Source organism: Marinomonas polaris DSM 16579 (assembly GCF_900129155.1).
GTDB lineage: Bacteria > Pseudomonadota > Gammaproteobacteria > Pseudomonadales > Marinomonadaceae > Marinomonas > Marinomonas polaris.
Genome location: NZ_FQVF01000011.1, coordinates 58,881 through 73,525 on the forward strand (window position 1 = coordinate 58,881; position 14,645 = coordinate 73,525).

The 14,645-nt window shown below is 43.6% G+C and carries 13 protein-coding genes; 4 read left to right on the forward strand and 9 right to left on the reverse strand.

The window, feature by feature from the left end; genetic code table 11:
- Window position 1 precedes the first annotated feature (1 nt).
- Together BUA59_RS12825 and ilvY are read right to left on the reverse strand one after the other, a co-directional pair.
- Complete coding sequence (locus BUA59_RS12825) at window positions 2-1,765, reverse strand: ATP-binding cassette domain-containing protein (RefSeq protein ID WP_072840098.1); 1,764 nt, start codon at window positions 1,763-1,765, stop codon at window positions 2-4.
- A gap of 282 nt (window positions 1,766-2,047) precedes the next feature.
- A complete protein-coding gene (gene ilvY / locus BUA59_RS12830; protein ID WP_072840099.1) occupies window positions 2,048-2,938 on the reverse strand; it encodes an HTH-type transcriptional activator IlvY in 891 nt (296 codons plus the stop codon).
- A 226-nt stretch (window positions 2,939-3,164) separates the two neighbouring features.
- On the opposite strand from ilvY, the gene ilvC reads away from it, so the two are divergent.
- Together ilvC and modF are read left to right on the forward strand one after the other, a co-directional pair.
- Window positions 3,165-4,637, forward strand: a complete 1,473-nt coding sequence (gene ilvC, locus BUA59_RS12835; RefSeq protein WP_072840100.1) for a ketol-acid reductoisomerase — start codon at window positions 3,165-3,167, stop codon at window positions 4,635-4,637.
- Window positions 4,638-4,735: 98 nt separating this feature from the next.
- Window positions 4,736-6,175 carry a molybdate ABC transporter ATP-binding protein ModF gene (modF, locus tag BUA59_RS12840; protein ID WP_072840101.1) on the forward strand — a complete coding sequence of 480 codons (1,440 nt, stop codon included), beginning with the start codon at window positions 4,736-4,738 and terminating at the stop codon, window positions 6,173-6,175.
- A 65-nt stretch (window positions 6,176-6,240) separates the two neighbouring features.
- Here modF and BUA59_RS12845 read toward each other — a convergent pair whose 3' ends face one another.
- Window positions 6,241-6,516 (reverse strand): helix-turn-helix domain-containing protein, encoded by a 276-nt coding sequence (locus tag BUA59_RS12845; protein WP_072840102.1) that lies wholly within the window; start codon window positions 6,514-6,516, stop codon window positions 6,241-6,243.
- 217 nt (window positions 6,517-6,733) lie between these two features.
- Here BUA59_RS12845 and aphA point away from each other — a divergent pair, with 217 nt between their 5' ends.
- Window positions 6,734-7,444, forward strand: a complete 711-nt coding sequence (gene aphA / locus BUA59_RS12850) for an acid phosphatase AphA (RefSeq protein WP_072840103.1) — start codon at window positions 6,734-6,736, stop codon at window positions 7,442-7,444.
- Window positions 7,445-7,539: 95 nt separating this feature from the next.
- On the opposite strand, the gene BUA59_RS12855 is transcribed toward aphA, so the two are convergent.
- Window positions 7,540-8,130 carry an HD domain-containing protein gene (locus BUA59_RS12855; RefSeq protein ID WP_072840104.1) on the reverse strand — a complete coding sequence of 197 codons (591 nt, stop codon included), beginning with the start codon at window positions 8,128-8,130 and terminating at the stop codon, window positions 7,540-7,542.
- Between the two features lie 309 nt (window positions 8,131-8,439).
- Between BUA59_RS12855 and BUA59_RS12860 the strand changes: the two genes are divergently transcribed.
- Window positions 8,440-8,835: a hypothetical protein gene (locus BUA59_RS12860; RefSeq protein WP_072840105.1), complete on the forward strand. Its 396-nt coding sequence runs from the start codon at window positions 8,440-8,442 to the stop codon at window positions 8,833-8,835.
- 186 nt (window positions 8,836-9,021) lie between these two features.
- Here BUA59_RS12860 and BUA59_RS12865 read toward each other — a convergent pair whose 3' ends face one another.
- The 5 genes from BUA59_RS12865 to BUA59_RS12885 all read right to left on the reverse strand — a co-directional run bounded on the left by BUA59_RS12865 (window position 9,022) and on the right by BUA59_RS12885 (window position 14,556).
- Window positions 9,022-10,074 (reverse strand): Stealth CR1 domain-containing protein, encoded by a 1,053-nt coding sequence (locus BUA59_RS12865; protein ID WP_072840106.1) that lies wholly within the window; start codon window positions 10,072-10,074, stop codon window positions 9,022-9,024.
- A gap of 164 nt (window positions 10,075-10,238) precedes the next feature.
- Entirely contained in the window at window positions 10,239-11,048 is an 810-nt protein-coding gene (locus BUA59_RS12870) for a substrate-binding periplasmic protein (protein WP_245813148.1), read from the reverse strand.
- The gene (locus BUA59_RS12875; RefSeq protein ID WP_245813149.1) at window positions 11,038-12,213 is read right to left on the reverse strand and encodes a sensor domain-containing diguanylate cyclase; all 1,176 of its coding nucleotides are present in this window, start codon (window positions 12,211-12,213) and stop codon (window positions 11,038-11,040) included. The genes BUA59_RS12870 and BUA59_RS12875 overlap by 11 nt, the downstream gene beginning before the upstream one ends.
- A gap of 326 nt (window positions 12,214-12,539) precedes the next feature.
- Window positions 12,540-13,355, reverse strand: a complete 816-nt coding sequence (gene dkgB, locus BUA59_RS12880; RefSeq protein WP_072840108.1) for a 2,5-didehydrogluconate reductase DkgB — start codon at window positions 13,353-13,355, stop codon at window positions 12,540-12,542.
- Window positions 13,356-13,368: 13 nt separating this feature from the next.
- Complete coding sequence (locus BUA59_RS12885; RefSeq protein WP_072840109.1) at window positions 13,369-14,556, reverse strand: MFS transporter; 1,188 nt, start codon at window positions 14,554-14,556, stop codon at window positions 13,369-13,371.
- Window positions 14,557-14,645 lie beyond the last annotated feature (89 nt).

A 14,645-nucleotide genomic window follows, 5' to 3' on the forward strand; every position in this document is an offset into this window, starting at 1 on the left:
ACTAACGATTAAGAAATCTTTCAAACTGCTGATTCAATTCATCCAGCTCGTCTTGCCATAACTTTTGCTTAGCAGGCTTTTGACGCTTGGCTTTACGAGCTAAATCATCTGCCAGCAATTGCTCCAGCTCACAAATGCGTTCTAGTATTCGCTCATCATCCATCATGGCTTCTATCTTTATCGACTCACCTTGAGACGTATTGGATTGAGCTGCTTCTTGCTGCCCGCTTCTGGATTCGCTGCCTAGTTCACCACCCTGCGAGGCGAAATACACATCACTGTCGTGCAGCTCCACCAGCTGGCCATCGTGAATCCACCAAAACCGCGTGGCGATATTTTGGATAAAGCATTGGTCATGGGAAGTAAACAACAAAGACACGCCCTCTTGCGTCAGATCGGACTCCAACTCTTCTTTGCCTTGCAAATCAATGTGGTTGGTCGGTTCATCCATGATCAGCAAGTTCGGTTGATCTAGCAGAAACGTTAGCAACAAAATACGCGCTCGTTCGCCACCGCTGAGCACATTGACGCGCCGACCATGATCAAGATAAGGAAAGCCCCATTGAATCAAGACTCGACGAATCTCTTCTTGGCTGGCGGTGCAGTTTTGTCGAATCCAATCGGCTATCCCTAGCTCAACATTAAACTGCTCTAGTTCTTGGTCAAAATAGCCAATGCGCACATTAGGATTGAATCGAGTCGCGTTCTGCTCACCAATCTCTTGTTGATACACGGCCATTAAATGTTCAATACAGCTGGATTTACCACTGCCATTCACACCCAGTAACGCAATGCGATCTCCTGGCCGAAAGTTCAAATCAGCAATGCTAAATAGCGGCCGTCCGTCAGGGCTAGTAATGGTTTCGTTTTCAAAAATAAAGACTTGCTTGGTTTTTAAAAACTCACTGTCGACTTTTAACGACAAGCCCGAACCACGAGTCACAAAGGTTTTATTGACTTCCAGTTTATCAATGCGTTTTTCCATCGACTTGGCCTTGCGCGCTAAATCTTCGTTATCGTAAACCTTGCCCCATGTTGCCAGTCGTTTGGCACCGACTTTTAACTTGTCGATTTCTTTCTCTTCCGCTTCCCGTGTTTTTCGAGCAGCGTCGTCTAAATCCGCCAGCGCCACTTTGGCTTGTGAATAGGGAAGATTAAAGGCGTAACAACGCTCATCGCGTAACCATAAGGTCCGTTGCGTCACCGAGTCCAATAGATCACGATCATGGGAAATCATCAGAAACGAGGGCACAGCCGGTAAGCTCAAGTAACGTTTTAAGAAATACATGGCTTTACCGTCCATATGGTTGCCCGGTTCATCTAGCAACAATAATTCAGGTTCTAGAATGACCGCTCGAGCGAATAATACGAGGTTTTTCTGGCCACCACTGAGGGTATTTAATGGTCGTTGCAAAGTGGCTTCGTCAAAACCAAGCTGTTGCAGTAGGGTATCGACTTGATAACCTCGAATGACTTGTTCCTCTAGGGGAATAGTATCCAGCACCACTTGATGGGCGGAAATCGCTTCTAACTCTGGGGATAGAAATTGCTCGACCAAACCAATTTTAAGACCACGTTGTCGATGTAACTGACCGCTATCTAATGTGAGTTCGCCAAGAAGGAGTTTTAATAGAGTGGATTTGCCGCAACCATTGTGGCCGACAAGGCCAATACGATCGCCAGATTCAATAGAAAAAGACAAGGACTCAAACAGGTGCTTACTACCCGCTTGATAAGATAATTCAATAACAGAAATTAAAGACATAAGTCACCTATGCGCAAAATATCAAAAAGATATGCACAGATGAGCACTGACAATATTCAGACGTTTTGTATCAGTTCAGAAAAGTAATATCAGCGAAATCTGTGCGTTAACAACAAATTTGCGCTGTGCGTAGATCACCAAGATGAAATGCGAAATCTAATTCACATTGATATGCAATTACTTGCATGGGTGGCCTCCTTTATTATGTTGGTGAATTGGAGATAAAAGTATATACCTGAGCAAGTCAGAATATCAACGAGGGGAATGTGTTTAAAATATCATTCATCCCCCTTCTTCCATCAAATTCCAAAACGCTTCTACCAGCGGGTTCTTCAAGCTTTTCTTCAGAGCAAACAAACCAATATCATATGGCTCCAATTCAGGTTGTACATCTAGCACCTTAATTCGGTCTACCAATGGGCTGTTATCCAATACAATTTTTGGCACCACGCCGATACCAAAACCCAAACTCACCATACTCACGATCGCCTCGTTACCGGTGACTTGCGCATAAATCCGTGGCGCGATGTCGTGCTGGCGAAACCATTCATCGACACGCGTTCGAGACACGCCACTTTCTGAAAGAATCATTGGAATATTCGCCCACTCTTCCGGCGTAGTTGGCGTGTTTGTTGGCACATTCGGCACTTGCTGCTCAAGGGGAGCAATAAACAACAAAGGCGAGATAGCGATAGGTTTAAAGGCTAATCCACGAGGCAAGTTAGTTGGACGTGCAGCAAGACTAATGTCTTCTTTACCATCGAGAACATGGGCTATAGCGTGTTCTGGATCACCCGTGCGCAGTTTGATTTCAATAGCAGGATAGGCAATACGAAAACGCCGCAGCAACTCATACAAAAAACTGTAACTCGCTGTTACTGAGCCATAAAGGCTGATTTCACCGCTAAGCTGGTCGGAATTATCCGTCAGTTCATGACGAATTAAGTTCCATTGTCGGCTGGTATCACGCGCATACTTGAGAAATTTCTGCCCTTCTTGGGTCAATGCCACGGTGCGATTGTCGCGGTTGAACAGCGCTACACCTAGCTCATCCTCTAAGTGCCGAATGTTACGCGACATGGCAGAAATACTGATATGGCATTCGTCACTGGCGCGTCCGAAGTTCAATGTTTCCGCCAAGGCGAGGAACTGTTTAAGCGTCTTAATATTCATCATGAAACCTTCGCACGATTACTGTCCGTTCATCATAAAACATGTTTGCAAAAAATGGGACACTATATTGCGAATATATCAATTTACGAAAAGGTTCTACTACGTTAGATTAGCTCTACTCGCAGGACGTCATAAAAAGCATGGCTTGGCGACTGTGTAATCCATTTTTAATATCAGCGTGTTTTTATCGTTGATACATTAATCAAATCTATAGGATGTGTATAACATGGCTAACTACTTCAATACTTTGCCGCTACGCGAGCAACTAGCTCAATTAGCAAAATGTCGCTTCATGGACAGCTCTGAATTTGCAGATGGCGTAGAAGCGCTTAAAGGCAAAAAAATGGTTGTTATCGGTTGTGGTGCACAAGGTCTTAACCAAGGCTTGAACCTACGTGATTCTGGTCTAGACGTTTCTTACGCTTTGCGTCCTGAAGCGATTGCACAAAAACGTCAGTCTTGGAAAAACGCGACTGAAAACGGTTTTGTTGTTGGCACTTACGAAGATTTGATCCCAACTGCCGATGTAGTTTTGAACCTAACACCAGATAAGCAACACACTCCAGTTGTTACTGCTGTTATGCCTCTTATGAAGAAAGACGCTTGCCTATCTTACTCTCACGGTTTCAACATCGTAGAAGAAGGCATGAAAATCCGCGAAGACTTAACAGTAATCATGGTTGCTCCTAAGTGCCCAGGTTCTGAAGTTCGTGCTGAATACGTTCGTGGTTTCGGTGTTCCAACACTGATCGCAGTTCACGAAGACAACGATCCTAAAGGTGAAGGTCTTGCGCTAGCAAAAGCGTACGCGGTAGGTACCGGCGGTCACAAAGCAGGCGTTTTGATGTCTTCTTTCATCGCTGAAGTTAAATCTGACCTTATGGGTGAGCAAACTATCCTTTGTGGTATGTTGCAAACTGGCTCTATCCTTTGCTTCGACAAAATGGTTGAAGAAGGCATCGACGCTGGCTACGCATCTCGCTTGATCCAATTCGGTTGGGAAACTATCACTGAAGCATTGAAATACGGCGGCGTGACCAACATGCTAGATCGTCTTTCTAACCCAGCTAAGATCAAAGCATTCGATCTTTCTGAAGAACTAAAAGTGATCATGCGTCCTTTGTACAACAAGCACCAAGACGACATCATCAGTGGTCACTTCTCTCAAACTATGATGGAAGACTGGGCGAACGATGATAAAAATCTTCTTCAATGGCGTGCAGACACGGCTGAAACTAACTTCGAAAAAACACCTGCTGGCGATGTAGAAATTTCTGAGCAAGAATTCTTCGACAACGGTATCTTGATGGTTGCTATGGTTAAAGCTGGCGTTGAGCTTGCTTTCGAAACTATGACAGCAGCTGGCATCATTGCTGAATCTGCTTACTACGAGTCTCTACACGAAACGCCACTAATCGCGAACACAATCGCTCGTAAGAAATTGTACGAAATGAACGCGACAATCTCTGATACAGCGGAATACGGTTGCTACCTATACAATCACGCTTGTGTTCCACTATTGGCTGACTTCATGAAAGACATCAAAACCGACGTTATCGGTAAAGGTCTTTCTCTAGAAGATACTGGCGTTGATAACAAGCGCTTAATCGAAGTAAACACAGCGCTTCGTTCACATCCAGTAGAAGCAGTTGGCTCAGTATTGCGCGGTCACATGGCTGACATGAAGAAGATCGTTTAATTTCAACTAGAGTTTAAACGTTAAAAAAAGCCGAGTGACTCATTGAGTACTCGGCTTTTTTGTCGCTTCTTGATATCAACAACACATTAGGAAATACCATGGACAGCATCCGCTTAGACAATATCCTCCTCAACAAAGTAACAGTGAACTTTGATGATCGCTTTACCCTAAGCGAGATCGACTGGACCATTGAGCCAAACCAGCATTGGGTCATTACTGGCACAAACGGTGCGGGCAAATCGGCCTTGGCGGCTGTGCTGGCAGGCGTGGGGGAAATTGAAAATGGCACAATCACCGGTCTGCCAAAAAATGTGGGATTGGTATCTTTTGAGGCCCAAGCGGAGCTGATTGCCAAAGAGCTGAAAAAAGACGATGCCGACATTATGGACGTGATTTCCCTCGGCACGCCTGTACATGAAATGATCTTCGACAACTGCCAAGATCCAGAACTGGCTCACTCTTTAGTAGAAAAGTTCGGCCTAAGCAAACTACTTGATCGCGCATTTCGTAAACTTTCCACAGGCGAAACTCGTAAGGTGATGCTGATACGCGCTTTGTCTAACAAGCCAGACTTGCTTATCTTAGACGAACCCTTCGATGGCTTAGACGTCGACACTCTTGCCATGCTGCAAGCGCATCTCGCTTCCATTGTCGAAACAACGCCGATGATCGTGGTGCTAAATCGATTTGATGAAATGCCGGATTTTATTACTCATGTGGCTTATGTTGATAAGGGACGAGTGGAACTGACAGTAGATAAAAAAGAAGAAAACGCTTTCAACGAGCTGTACCAATTACTGCATTTGAAAACCACGGATCTAGACATCCCAGAGGCAGATCCGGTCAATAAACTGCCCGCACTCGACCCGAGCCAGCCACTGGTGAAACTGAACCAAGCCACCATCAAATACGGCGATACTGTCATTGTCGATAAACTGGATTGGATCATTGAACGCGGACAACATTGGCAACTCAGTGGCCCCAACGGCAGCGGCAAAACCTGCGTATTGTCTTTGATCACTGGCGATCATCCACAATGCTACACCAACGATATTTTCGTCTTCGGATTCCAACGAGGCAACGGCGAAAGCATCTGGCAGATCAAACAATTTATTGGCTATGTTTCAACGTCGCTGCAATGGGAATATCGCGTCAGCACCAGCTGCAAAAACGTGATCATTTCTGGCTTCTACGACAGTATCGGCATGTACACCAAATCCACCGATAACCAGAAGAAAATCGCCGACCAATGGCTTGCACTACTCGGCATGGCAGACCGCGGCGACCAGCCATTTAACAAGCTCTCCTACGGCGACCAACGTTTACTGCTCATCGCCCGCGCCATGGTGAAACATCCGCCACTCTTGATCCTAGATGAACCTTGCCTCGGCCTAGACGACATGAACCGCCAGCTCGTCCTCGCGCTGATCGAGAAAATATGCCAAGGCAAAGAAACCACCGTTCTCTACGTTAACCACCACGCAGAAGATAAGATCAAAGGGATAGAGAACTACTTGGGATTGAAGAAGAACAGCTAGGATTTACATCTTCCAGAAACACAAAAGCCAACTCATTGAGTTGGCTTTTGTGTTTTTAGCAAAATTTAAACTAAGCGGATTTCTAACTTCTTCCCCAATGCGGAAGCGAACTTCTCTAACGTCGACAATTTCACGTCTTCAGAGTGATTTTCAATTCGTGATATCGCGCTCTTTTGGGTGTGTAATTTATCCGCAAGATCAAGCTGAGTCAGACCTGCATTAATACGCGCTTCTTTCAGTAACACACCGAACTTAAAGACCTGATAACCCTCATCATAGTTATCGGCAAAATTGGCGTCGCTCTCTTTTCTTTTCGCTATGTATTTTTGAAGATCACTCATAAGGGTTTCCTCTGTAAATAATTTTTATTATAAATTTCAATGACCCGAGGTTAACTTACAAGTGAACTTTGTCAATATTTACTGCCACTGCCGTCCTTTATAAAAAGTAAATACGCTTACTCTGCCCTTCATTCAAATCAAACCAAGATGATAGCAAGCCGTATTTTTTAGCGATAGAATGAGAAAATCACTACTAATGAAACCTATAAGGAACACTATGAACCATACCTTACGAACCATGACTATTGTGCTGGCTTGTGTCGCCAGTCTATCTGCTAACGCAGACCCAAAAACACCTGGCACTCATAAAGGCTATTCCACCATTGATATGACCACTGCGGGCATGCCAACGGATGTGAAGATGATTTCTGTTGCAGATATCCAGAAAGAGCTGCAAGGCAAGGCGCCTTTTGCGGTTGGTTTTGATATCGATGATACGACCTTGTTTAGCACGCCGGTTTTTTATCGTGGCCAACAAGAATTCTCGCCAAACGGTTATTCTTACCTAACGAATCAAGACTTTTGGGATAAAGCAAACTGTGGCTGGGACGCATTCAGCATGCCGAAGAATATTGCCAAAGAGTTGATTGCGATGCACCAAGAACGTGGTGATAGCATTTATTTCATCACAGGTCGTACCAGTTCTGATTGTAATTTCACTACTGAGTATTTGAAAAAGACTTTTGATATCAAAGATATGCACGATGTTATTTTTGCAGGATCAAGCCGTACTGAATACACGAAAACTAAGTATATTAAAAACAATGACATCAAAATTTATTACGGCGATGCGGATGGTGACATTATTTCTGCCCGTGACGCGGGCGCAGAGGGAATTCGTGTGATGCGCGCGGCAAACTCTAGCTACACGCCGATTCCAAAAAATGGTATCTATGGCGAACGAGTATTAAAAGACTCTCAATACTGATCTTCCTATCGATTAGTATCAGAAAACAAAAAGCCGAAAATATGATTTTCGGCTTTTTGTTTTTCTACTATTAGGCTAATTCAAGACAGCGGACTCTATCTATGAAAATACTGGCCAACCAATTTTTGCACTAGATTCCAGATTCTTTTTGAGCCCGCGCTAATCACTGACCCATAACGCTGCTTAACTTGTTCATGGCTGACATTACCTTCGATCCATGAACCGCCGTTGGTAGCCACGTTGTGAATCAATGGTTGTAGTCGGTCTAGAGATTTCGCAAATACGGCGTCATTTGTTTCAGCGGCTTCAAATTCGTACCAAAGGGCTTTGAGTTCTTCACCTTGCGACGTTGGTAATAAACCAAAGAGACGATCCGCAGCCTTTTGCTCTGCCTCTTCTTGAGTTTTGTTATCTACCGTTTCATGTATCGGGTGATCACCCGCGTCGATTTCAACAATGTCATGGATCAAGAGCATTTTGATCACGCGCTCAATATTAATTTCCTTGTCGGAACTGTCTTTTAGAATTAAGGCATACATGGCCAAATGCCACGAATGTTCGGCAGAGTTCTCTCTTCGTGATTTATCAATCAATGGCGATTTACGGATAACAGATTTTAGTTGGTCTATCTCACGTAAAAAGGCGAACTGTTTATCGAGAGTTTGGTCGTTTAGTTGCTCTGGCATGAAATACCTTAATCTGTCTTATTAGAGTTTGATCAAGAGTAACCAAGAAGCTATGAGAATTCGACCCTAAGTTTAAGGCTAACCTACAGATAGCAAACAGGCTTTAATAAATAGCCAACTAAAAAGACATAACACAATAAGAGTTATATTCATTTCATCTAATGTGATGTAGCGCACAATCTTAATCGGAATAAGCTTCTATGATGGAACTAAGAATTGATCCGCGGAGTGTCCGCGAGGTTGAGTCTTAGGTCGTATCGCTGGCAAGGCTTAGGCGACACGGTTTTTTACCTATTTAAGGAGATCCGTATGTTTAAGCAATTCGCTTTACTATCTATTATTGCTGGAGCATCCATTATGATGGCCAGCAATCCGATTTTTGCCGCTGATCAGGACAAAACTCAAGACAAGGATCAAATCCAACGTGAAGACATGGAGATGGTTTATGGTTCTCAACTCATGACCCAGCAAGAGCGGTTACAATATCATCAGCAATATTTTGCATTAAAAACAGAACAAGAACGCGAGAAATTCCGTGACTTGCACCACGACCAAATGCTAATTCGTGCTCGTGAACAAGGCGTCACTTTGCCTTCTTGGTCTAGTGATATGGGAATGAATGGTGGTGGTATGGGAAGTAATCGTAACGGTGTAGGAAGTAATGGCGGCAAAGGTAACGGTGGTTCAGGTTCACCATCGAATTAGTCAATTCTAAATGGGCCAACTATCCAATGAGTTTATCTGGTAGTGGGCCCATCTCTTTAGCTTCCAAAATCTAAAAGATCTAATAGCCTGTCTGTTTGGTTAATTTAAGTGTACCTAAACCATTAGCCACACTTATTTTTTGTAAACTAGCCACTCATTCCGCTGTTACATTGTTCGATAGCGACATCATGCTTCTGCCAAATTTGTCGCTGCCTCCTCTGATTGCAGGCACAATCTCTCAATTGTTGTATTTTTAGCCAGTGCTGGAAAACCGCCAATAGCCTGAGCAATCCATTCTTCAGCATTAGGAATGATCTCTACCAGTTGAGGAAGATCGTTAACACATAGAAACTTGATTTCAGGCTCTGTCGCTCTGGTCAACAGCGCTAGGGTGTCGGCAGGAGGTTGCCCTTTTCCATGTCCGCTTGAGATATGAAGATGGTCATCTGTCGTGCTAACCTTGGCCTCTTTATCCCTTATACAAGCGTGATTGTGCAGTCCCTGCGGGAAAAATTGATCCAAATTCCGAAATCTATATTTAATGTTATTGAGAAACTTATCGGGATACCGGGCAAACAATTCGGCCATCTTTGAACGTCGAAAAGGATGCACAACATGAGCAGCAGAAAACAGTTCTGTAGCAGGAAAACCAATAATTTGGGCTGCATTTATTTGCATGAAATAGTGAAATTTCGCAGGGTCATTCCGTATTTCGGTACTGATAAGTAGACCGCTGTAGTCAACCCATTTGCCTCGCAAAATAGGAGTAAGCCCGTCAAAAATGTCGGTCGGATTTAGAGGCGCGGTCAAGAACACATCATCATTAAAGTACATGAAGCGCTCGCTCAGCCCGTCAATGCGCCACAGCATGCTCTCAATCGCCAAAGAGTTGAATGTGGGCAACACCTGCGTGAATCCGTTAAAGATTTCTGCATGATAGGCAAGATGCACCTTGGCTCTAATGCTTTCTGAGAGGCTTGATAAATCAGGGCCTTCTTCATCAACAACAATCCAGATTTTACCTATCCACGGCGCATGGTTTTCGATCGATTGAATGCAGTATAAGATTTCATCGTTACACATCCATCTATGAGGGTTCGACGCATTCTCATGCAGTGGTAGAGACTCCATTGCCATATATCTTTGTCGTTTCTGGCGGTGTTTCACAGCACTTCCATCGACCCAAGTGATAACAGCATCAATCGGTTCAAGCTGGTGTTCGGTTGTATTACTTTGCATTTCAATATCCGTGCATGATGATCTCTTAGCTGATACAAATAGCGGCTCAGGCTGATCACCGGACGAGTCAATTCTAGGTGGGTCAACTCTTCAATGAGTTGATTTGATAGTGAATCTATCGATTATTTTCTATCCATTCAAAAAGAAAAAAGGACTGTCTTACATTACTTTTCTAATGATACCTCATACTTGTTAAGAAGAGCCTGCTCTTTTTTGCCTTTCATCGCCAAGCGTCCTTCATTCCAAATATTGATCAATTCTTGCCTTTTGTCGGTGGGGATTTTTTTTGAAAAGATGGGCATTTCAACTAATTTTTTTTCTAAACCGGGACGCACAATTCTAAGGTCATCATTTAAATCTAATTGGTTTAAAACATATTGAAGAACAAGGTCGTTATCGGCGTATAAGTCGACGCGATCCTCTTTAATCATATGGAAGATACGATCAACTACGTCATCATAACCCGCGATTACTTCAACAAAATTCGAGTTCGCAGGATCATCAATATAATGTTGATAGCCAGCACTCATCGAGCTGTAATCCCACCCCGGCCCCGTGGCGATACGTTTACCGTTTAAGGATTGAATGCCTTGATAGCGCCAAGAGTCACTTTTTCTGACAACAAAAGCGGTAGCGTATGAAAATGTTGCCTCACTGGCATAGACAAAGACATTGTCTGAATTCTTCGAATAGAGATATTCTGGCAGCATGTCACAAAGCCCTTCAGCTACCATGTCTAATCCCCTTGCTAGCGGCACTTCAAAGTATTCGAGGGTGAAACCTTCTGAAGAATAGATTTGTTCCACCATATCGATGACGACACCGCGCTCAGGCTCGTCTTTTGTTGGGAACATGGTCATCGGCGGCCATTGGTCGTAACACACTTTTAATGTCGTCGCGTAGCTAATACTTGAAACGCACGCCCCCCAAAAAAACATAAGAAAAGATAGAATTCTTAACTTGTTATCTCTCAACGCGATCTCTCCCCTTACCTTTCGCTCCGTACAACTTCAAATCGACACGCTTAAACAGTTCATCAATTAATTGATCTTCGGGACCAGATGACTCAACACCAAGGCTTACAGTATAAGTGACCGTCTTACCTTCCACTTCTAACGCGGCATCACTTATAGTTTGACGTATTTTATCAGCAAGCTGGCAAGCAGCATCTAATCCGGTATCAGGAAGAAATATGGCGAACTCTTCGCCGCCCACTCTGCCAAGAAGGTCTGACTTTCTTAAAAAGCCCTGAAGTGTTTGGGTAAAGTGGATCAGTACTTTGTCCCCGATAAAATGACCATAAGTATCATTGATACGCTTAAAAAAATCTAAATCCATCAGGATAAAAGACGCTGTCGATTTTTGACGCTGGGAAAGAACCAGCAACTGTTGTGCTGTTTCAAAAAAGCTTCCTCGATTTAAGACGTCAGTCAAAGAATCTCTTGTTGCGAGGTGTTTGAGTTTTTCATTGAGAATTTGTAGGTCTTCGGTGCGCTTTGCCACAGCATCTTCTAACCAATCTCGCCGGGCTTGCTCGCCTTCAAGCAGTCGCTCTCGATCTGTCGACATGGCACTGAGCATATTATTCATATGTTCTTGAAGCTGACTAAGTTCATTATTTTCAGTGTTCGATAAATTAATTCGCTTACTAATGCTTGGGCTTAATTGCACCTCATTCACCTGCGACATTAGCTGCCTTAAAGGAGTTGCTAAATAGCGGTCAAAGGCCCAAATAAACAGCCAGAATAAGACAGTTAACTTGATGAATGCGGTAATAGCAATCAAAGCAAAGCCGAACCAAACTCGTTCTAGCACCACACCTGAGGATGAATAAAGTACCAGCGTACCAAGAGGTATGCTTTCGCCATTTAGAGACCAGCTTAATTCTGATGTCGAATCAAAAATAGACAATGGAACAGAGGTAGGATCGTAAAATCTTTTCGATATTATACTTTGCGAATTTTGATCGAAAACATCCACACCTTCAATAATTGGCATTTGAATAAGCCCCGAGGTGAGCGAATCTAACTGATTGTGGTTGTACTGCCACAAGCTAGTCGAAATAGGACCTCGAACGGTTGCATCCAATTGCTGTAATTCACTGACAATAGCATCCTGCGTTTTCAGATATTCACTCAAAAACTGCAAACTTGTGATTAGAAGGGTAACAACCAAATAAATGGAAAAAATCACACGCATCATTTTTTGGGAGAGATTGTTTGGACGCAGGAACCTTACAAACATTAAAAATGGACCTTTCCAGCAAACTTTAAGCTAAAGTTTACCTTAGATGATTCCCGTGCTAAATGAAATCTACTTATCTACAACAAAGAAAAACCTCTGCTTACATATTTTGTATTTTTCGCAGCTATTTTATTCTTGTATTTTTCTCAAAACGAAAAAGCCAACTCGTCGAATCAAATCCCTCAACAAGCCAGCTTTTTAAACGCTAATATTCTTTAAAACTAACTAAATGCATCCCATTCAGGGGCAAAATCTGGGTTGGCCTGTCGATCATTACAATCCAATTCGGCAATTCGATCCATGTCTGCATCGCTTAGAGTAATACTTACTTTCTCAAAGTTTGAAGCAAGGTTCTTACGTTTAGTAGACGACGGAATAGTGACAATATCGCGCTGAGCCAGCCATTGAATAACTAGTTGCGCAGTACTTATTTGGTGTTTTTCAGCAATAGCTTTTAGCGTTTCATCAGCCAATACTTTGCCATAGGCAAACGGCATATAACCTGTCACTGCAACCTTATTAGTTTGGCAAAAATTCACTAGCTTGTCGTTTTGCAAATATGGATGCACTTCGATCTGGTTCGTGAATAGCTCGTCTTCACCCAGAATGTCTAGCGCTTGTTGAGTTTGCGCTATGGTGAAGTTAGAAATACCGATTTCGAGTGCTAACCCCATATCTTTCGACTTTTTCAATTCGTTTAGATACAACACCATATCGACTTCATCTTGCGGCGACGGCCAGTGAATCAAAAGTAAATCCACATAATCGGTTTTCAACTTAGTAAGGCTTTTTTTCACACTATCGATGAATTTGTCCTCGCTAAAAGCTTCGAACCAAACTTTTGTCGTAATGAACAATTCGTCTCTTGGGATACCGCTATCTGCAATGGCTTGCCCTACTTCGGCTTCATTCCCGTAGATTTGAGCAGTGTCAATATGGCGATAGCCTTCTTCTAACGCCATTTTCACAGAGTCATAAGCGACTTTATCTTGAAGTCGAAAAGTGCCCATTCCCAGCGTAAAGTTGGTATTTTTCATAATATTTTTCCTGTTAAAGGTTATTTAATTGAACCGTAAAGCGGTCTTTCTTATCTAAGTAGCCGCTAAAGCGTGTCAGAACCAGCGCCACCAAAACAATGACCGCACCAACCCAAGCCGTATCTATTAAGCGATATTGATCAACAATGTGTCCGCCTATAAGCGCTCCTAACGCAATGCCTACATTGAACGCAGCGATGTTTAAACCCGAGGCAACGTCTACTGCGTGGGGCGTTTCTCGTTCCGCAATTTGCACTACATAAACCTGCAAGCCTGGTACATTACCAAAAGCGAAAGCGCCCCAAAGCAATACGGTTATCAAGGCCAGCCATGGATAGGGCGCGGTGAAGTAAAAGAGAACAAGCACCGCAGCCAAAGCCAAGAAAATATAAGACAAAGCACTAATCGGACCAATTCGGTCAGCCATTTTTCCGCCCCAAATATTACCAATCGCTACCGATACACCGTACACCAGCATGATCAAACCAATGGCGGAAGATGGGAAACCGCTCACAGATTCAAGAATAGAGGCGAGAAAAGTAAAGGCCACGAACGTTCCGCCGTAACCCACTGCTGTCATGGCATACACCAAAAGCAAACGTGGCTTAACCAATACAGACATTTGTTTTACCAAACTGGCGCTAGGGGATTGTTTAAGATTATTTGGCACTAGAATAGCGCTGCCAATCATGGCGATTAATCCCAATGCTGAGACCACCAAGAAAGTCGCACGCCAGCCGAAATGCTGTCCAATCCAAGTTCCTAACGGAACACCAGTAACAAGAGCAACGGTCAAACCAGTAAACATCAGCGCAATCGCGCTGGCCTCTTTTTCTTTCGACACCAAACGTGTCGCTATCGTCGAACCGATCGAAAAAAATACTCCGTGAGCCAATCCGGTTAAGATACGAGCAACAATGAGCGAGTTATAACCCGGTGCCGCCCAAGCCAGCATGTTGCCAAGAATGAACAAACTCATTAAGCCAATGAGCAGCCATTTACGATTGAGCTTGCCCGTCAAAGCCGTTAGCACTGGTGCGCCAACCGCAACACCTAACGCATACAAACTGACGAGCAAGCCTGCACTGGGTAAACTGACGGATAAATCATTCGCTATCGTCGGTATCAAACCTACGATAACAAACTCTGTGGTTCCTATTGCAAAGGCACTGAGAGTCAGCGCCCAAAGAGCAAGTGGCATAATCATGCACTCCTATATTGAAGAAACATTCCATTAAAGAAAGCTACCTTTAAAAGAGACATTTCAAGTTTTGTTGGAGTGGAGTATGA

Excerpts from the sequence above, each read along its gene's own strand:
- BUA59_RS12825 (WP_072840098.1), bottom strand. The coding sequence starts at position 1,765 with ATGTCTTTAATTTCTGTTATTGAATTATCTTATCAAGCGGGTAGTAAG.
- ilvY (WP_072840099.1), bottom strand. The coding sequence starts at position 2,938 with ATGAATATTAAGACGCTTAAACAGTTCCTCGCCTTGGCGGAAACATTG.
- ilvC (WP_072840100.1), top strand. The coding sequence starts at position 3,165 with ATGGCTAACTACTTCAATACTTTGCCGCTACGCGAGCAACTAGCTCAA.
- modF (WP_072840101.1), top strand. The coding sequence starts at position 4,736 with ATGGACAGCATCCGCTTAGACAATATCCTCCTCAACAAAGTAACAGTG.
- BUA59_RS12845 (WP_072840102.1), bottom strand. The coding sequence starts at position 6,516 with ATGAGTGATCTTCAAAAATACATAGCGAAAAGAAAAGAGAGCGACGCC.
- aphA (WP_072840103.1), top strand. The coding sequence starts at position 6,734 with ATGAACCATACCTTACGAACCATGACTATTGTGCTGGCTTGTGTCGCC.
- BUA59_RS12855 (WP_072840104.1), bottom strand. The coding sequence starts at position 8,130 with ATGCCAGAGCAACTAAACGACCAAACTCTCGATAAACAGTTCGCCTTT.
- BUA59_RS12860 (WP_072840105.1), top strand. The coding sequence starts at position 8,440 with ATGTTTAAGCAATTCGCTTTACTATCTATTATTGCTGGAGCATCCATT.
- BUA59_RS12865 (WP_072840106.1), bottom strand. The coding sequence starts at position 10,074 with ATGCAAAGTAATACAACCGAACACCAGCTTGAACCGATTGATGCTGTT.
- dkgB (WP_072840108.1), bottom strand. The coding sequence starts at position 13,355 with ATGAAAAATACCAACTTTACGCTGGGAATGGGCACTTTTCGACTTCAA.
- BUA59_RS12885 (WP_072840109.1), bottom strand. The coding sequence starts at position 14,556 with ATGCCACTTGCTCTTTGGGCGCTGACTCTCAGTGCCTTTGCAATAGGA.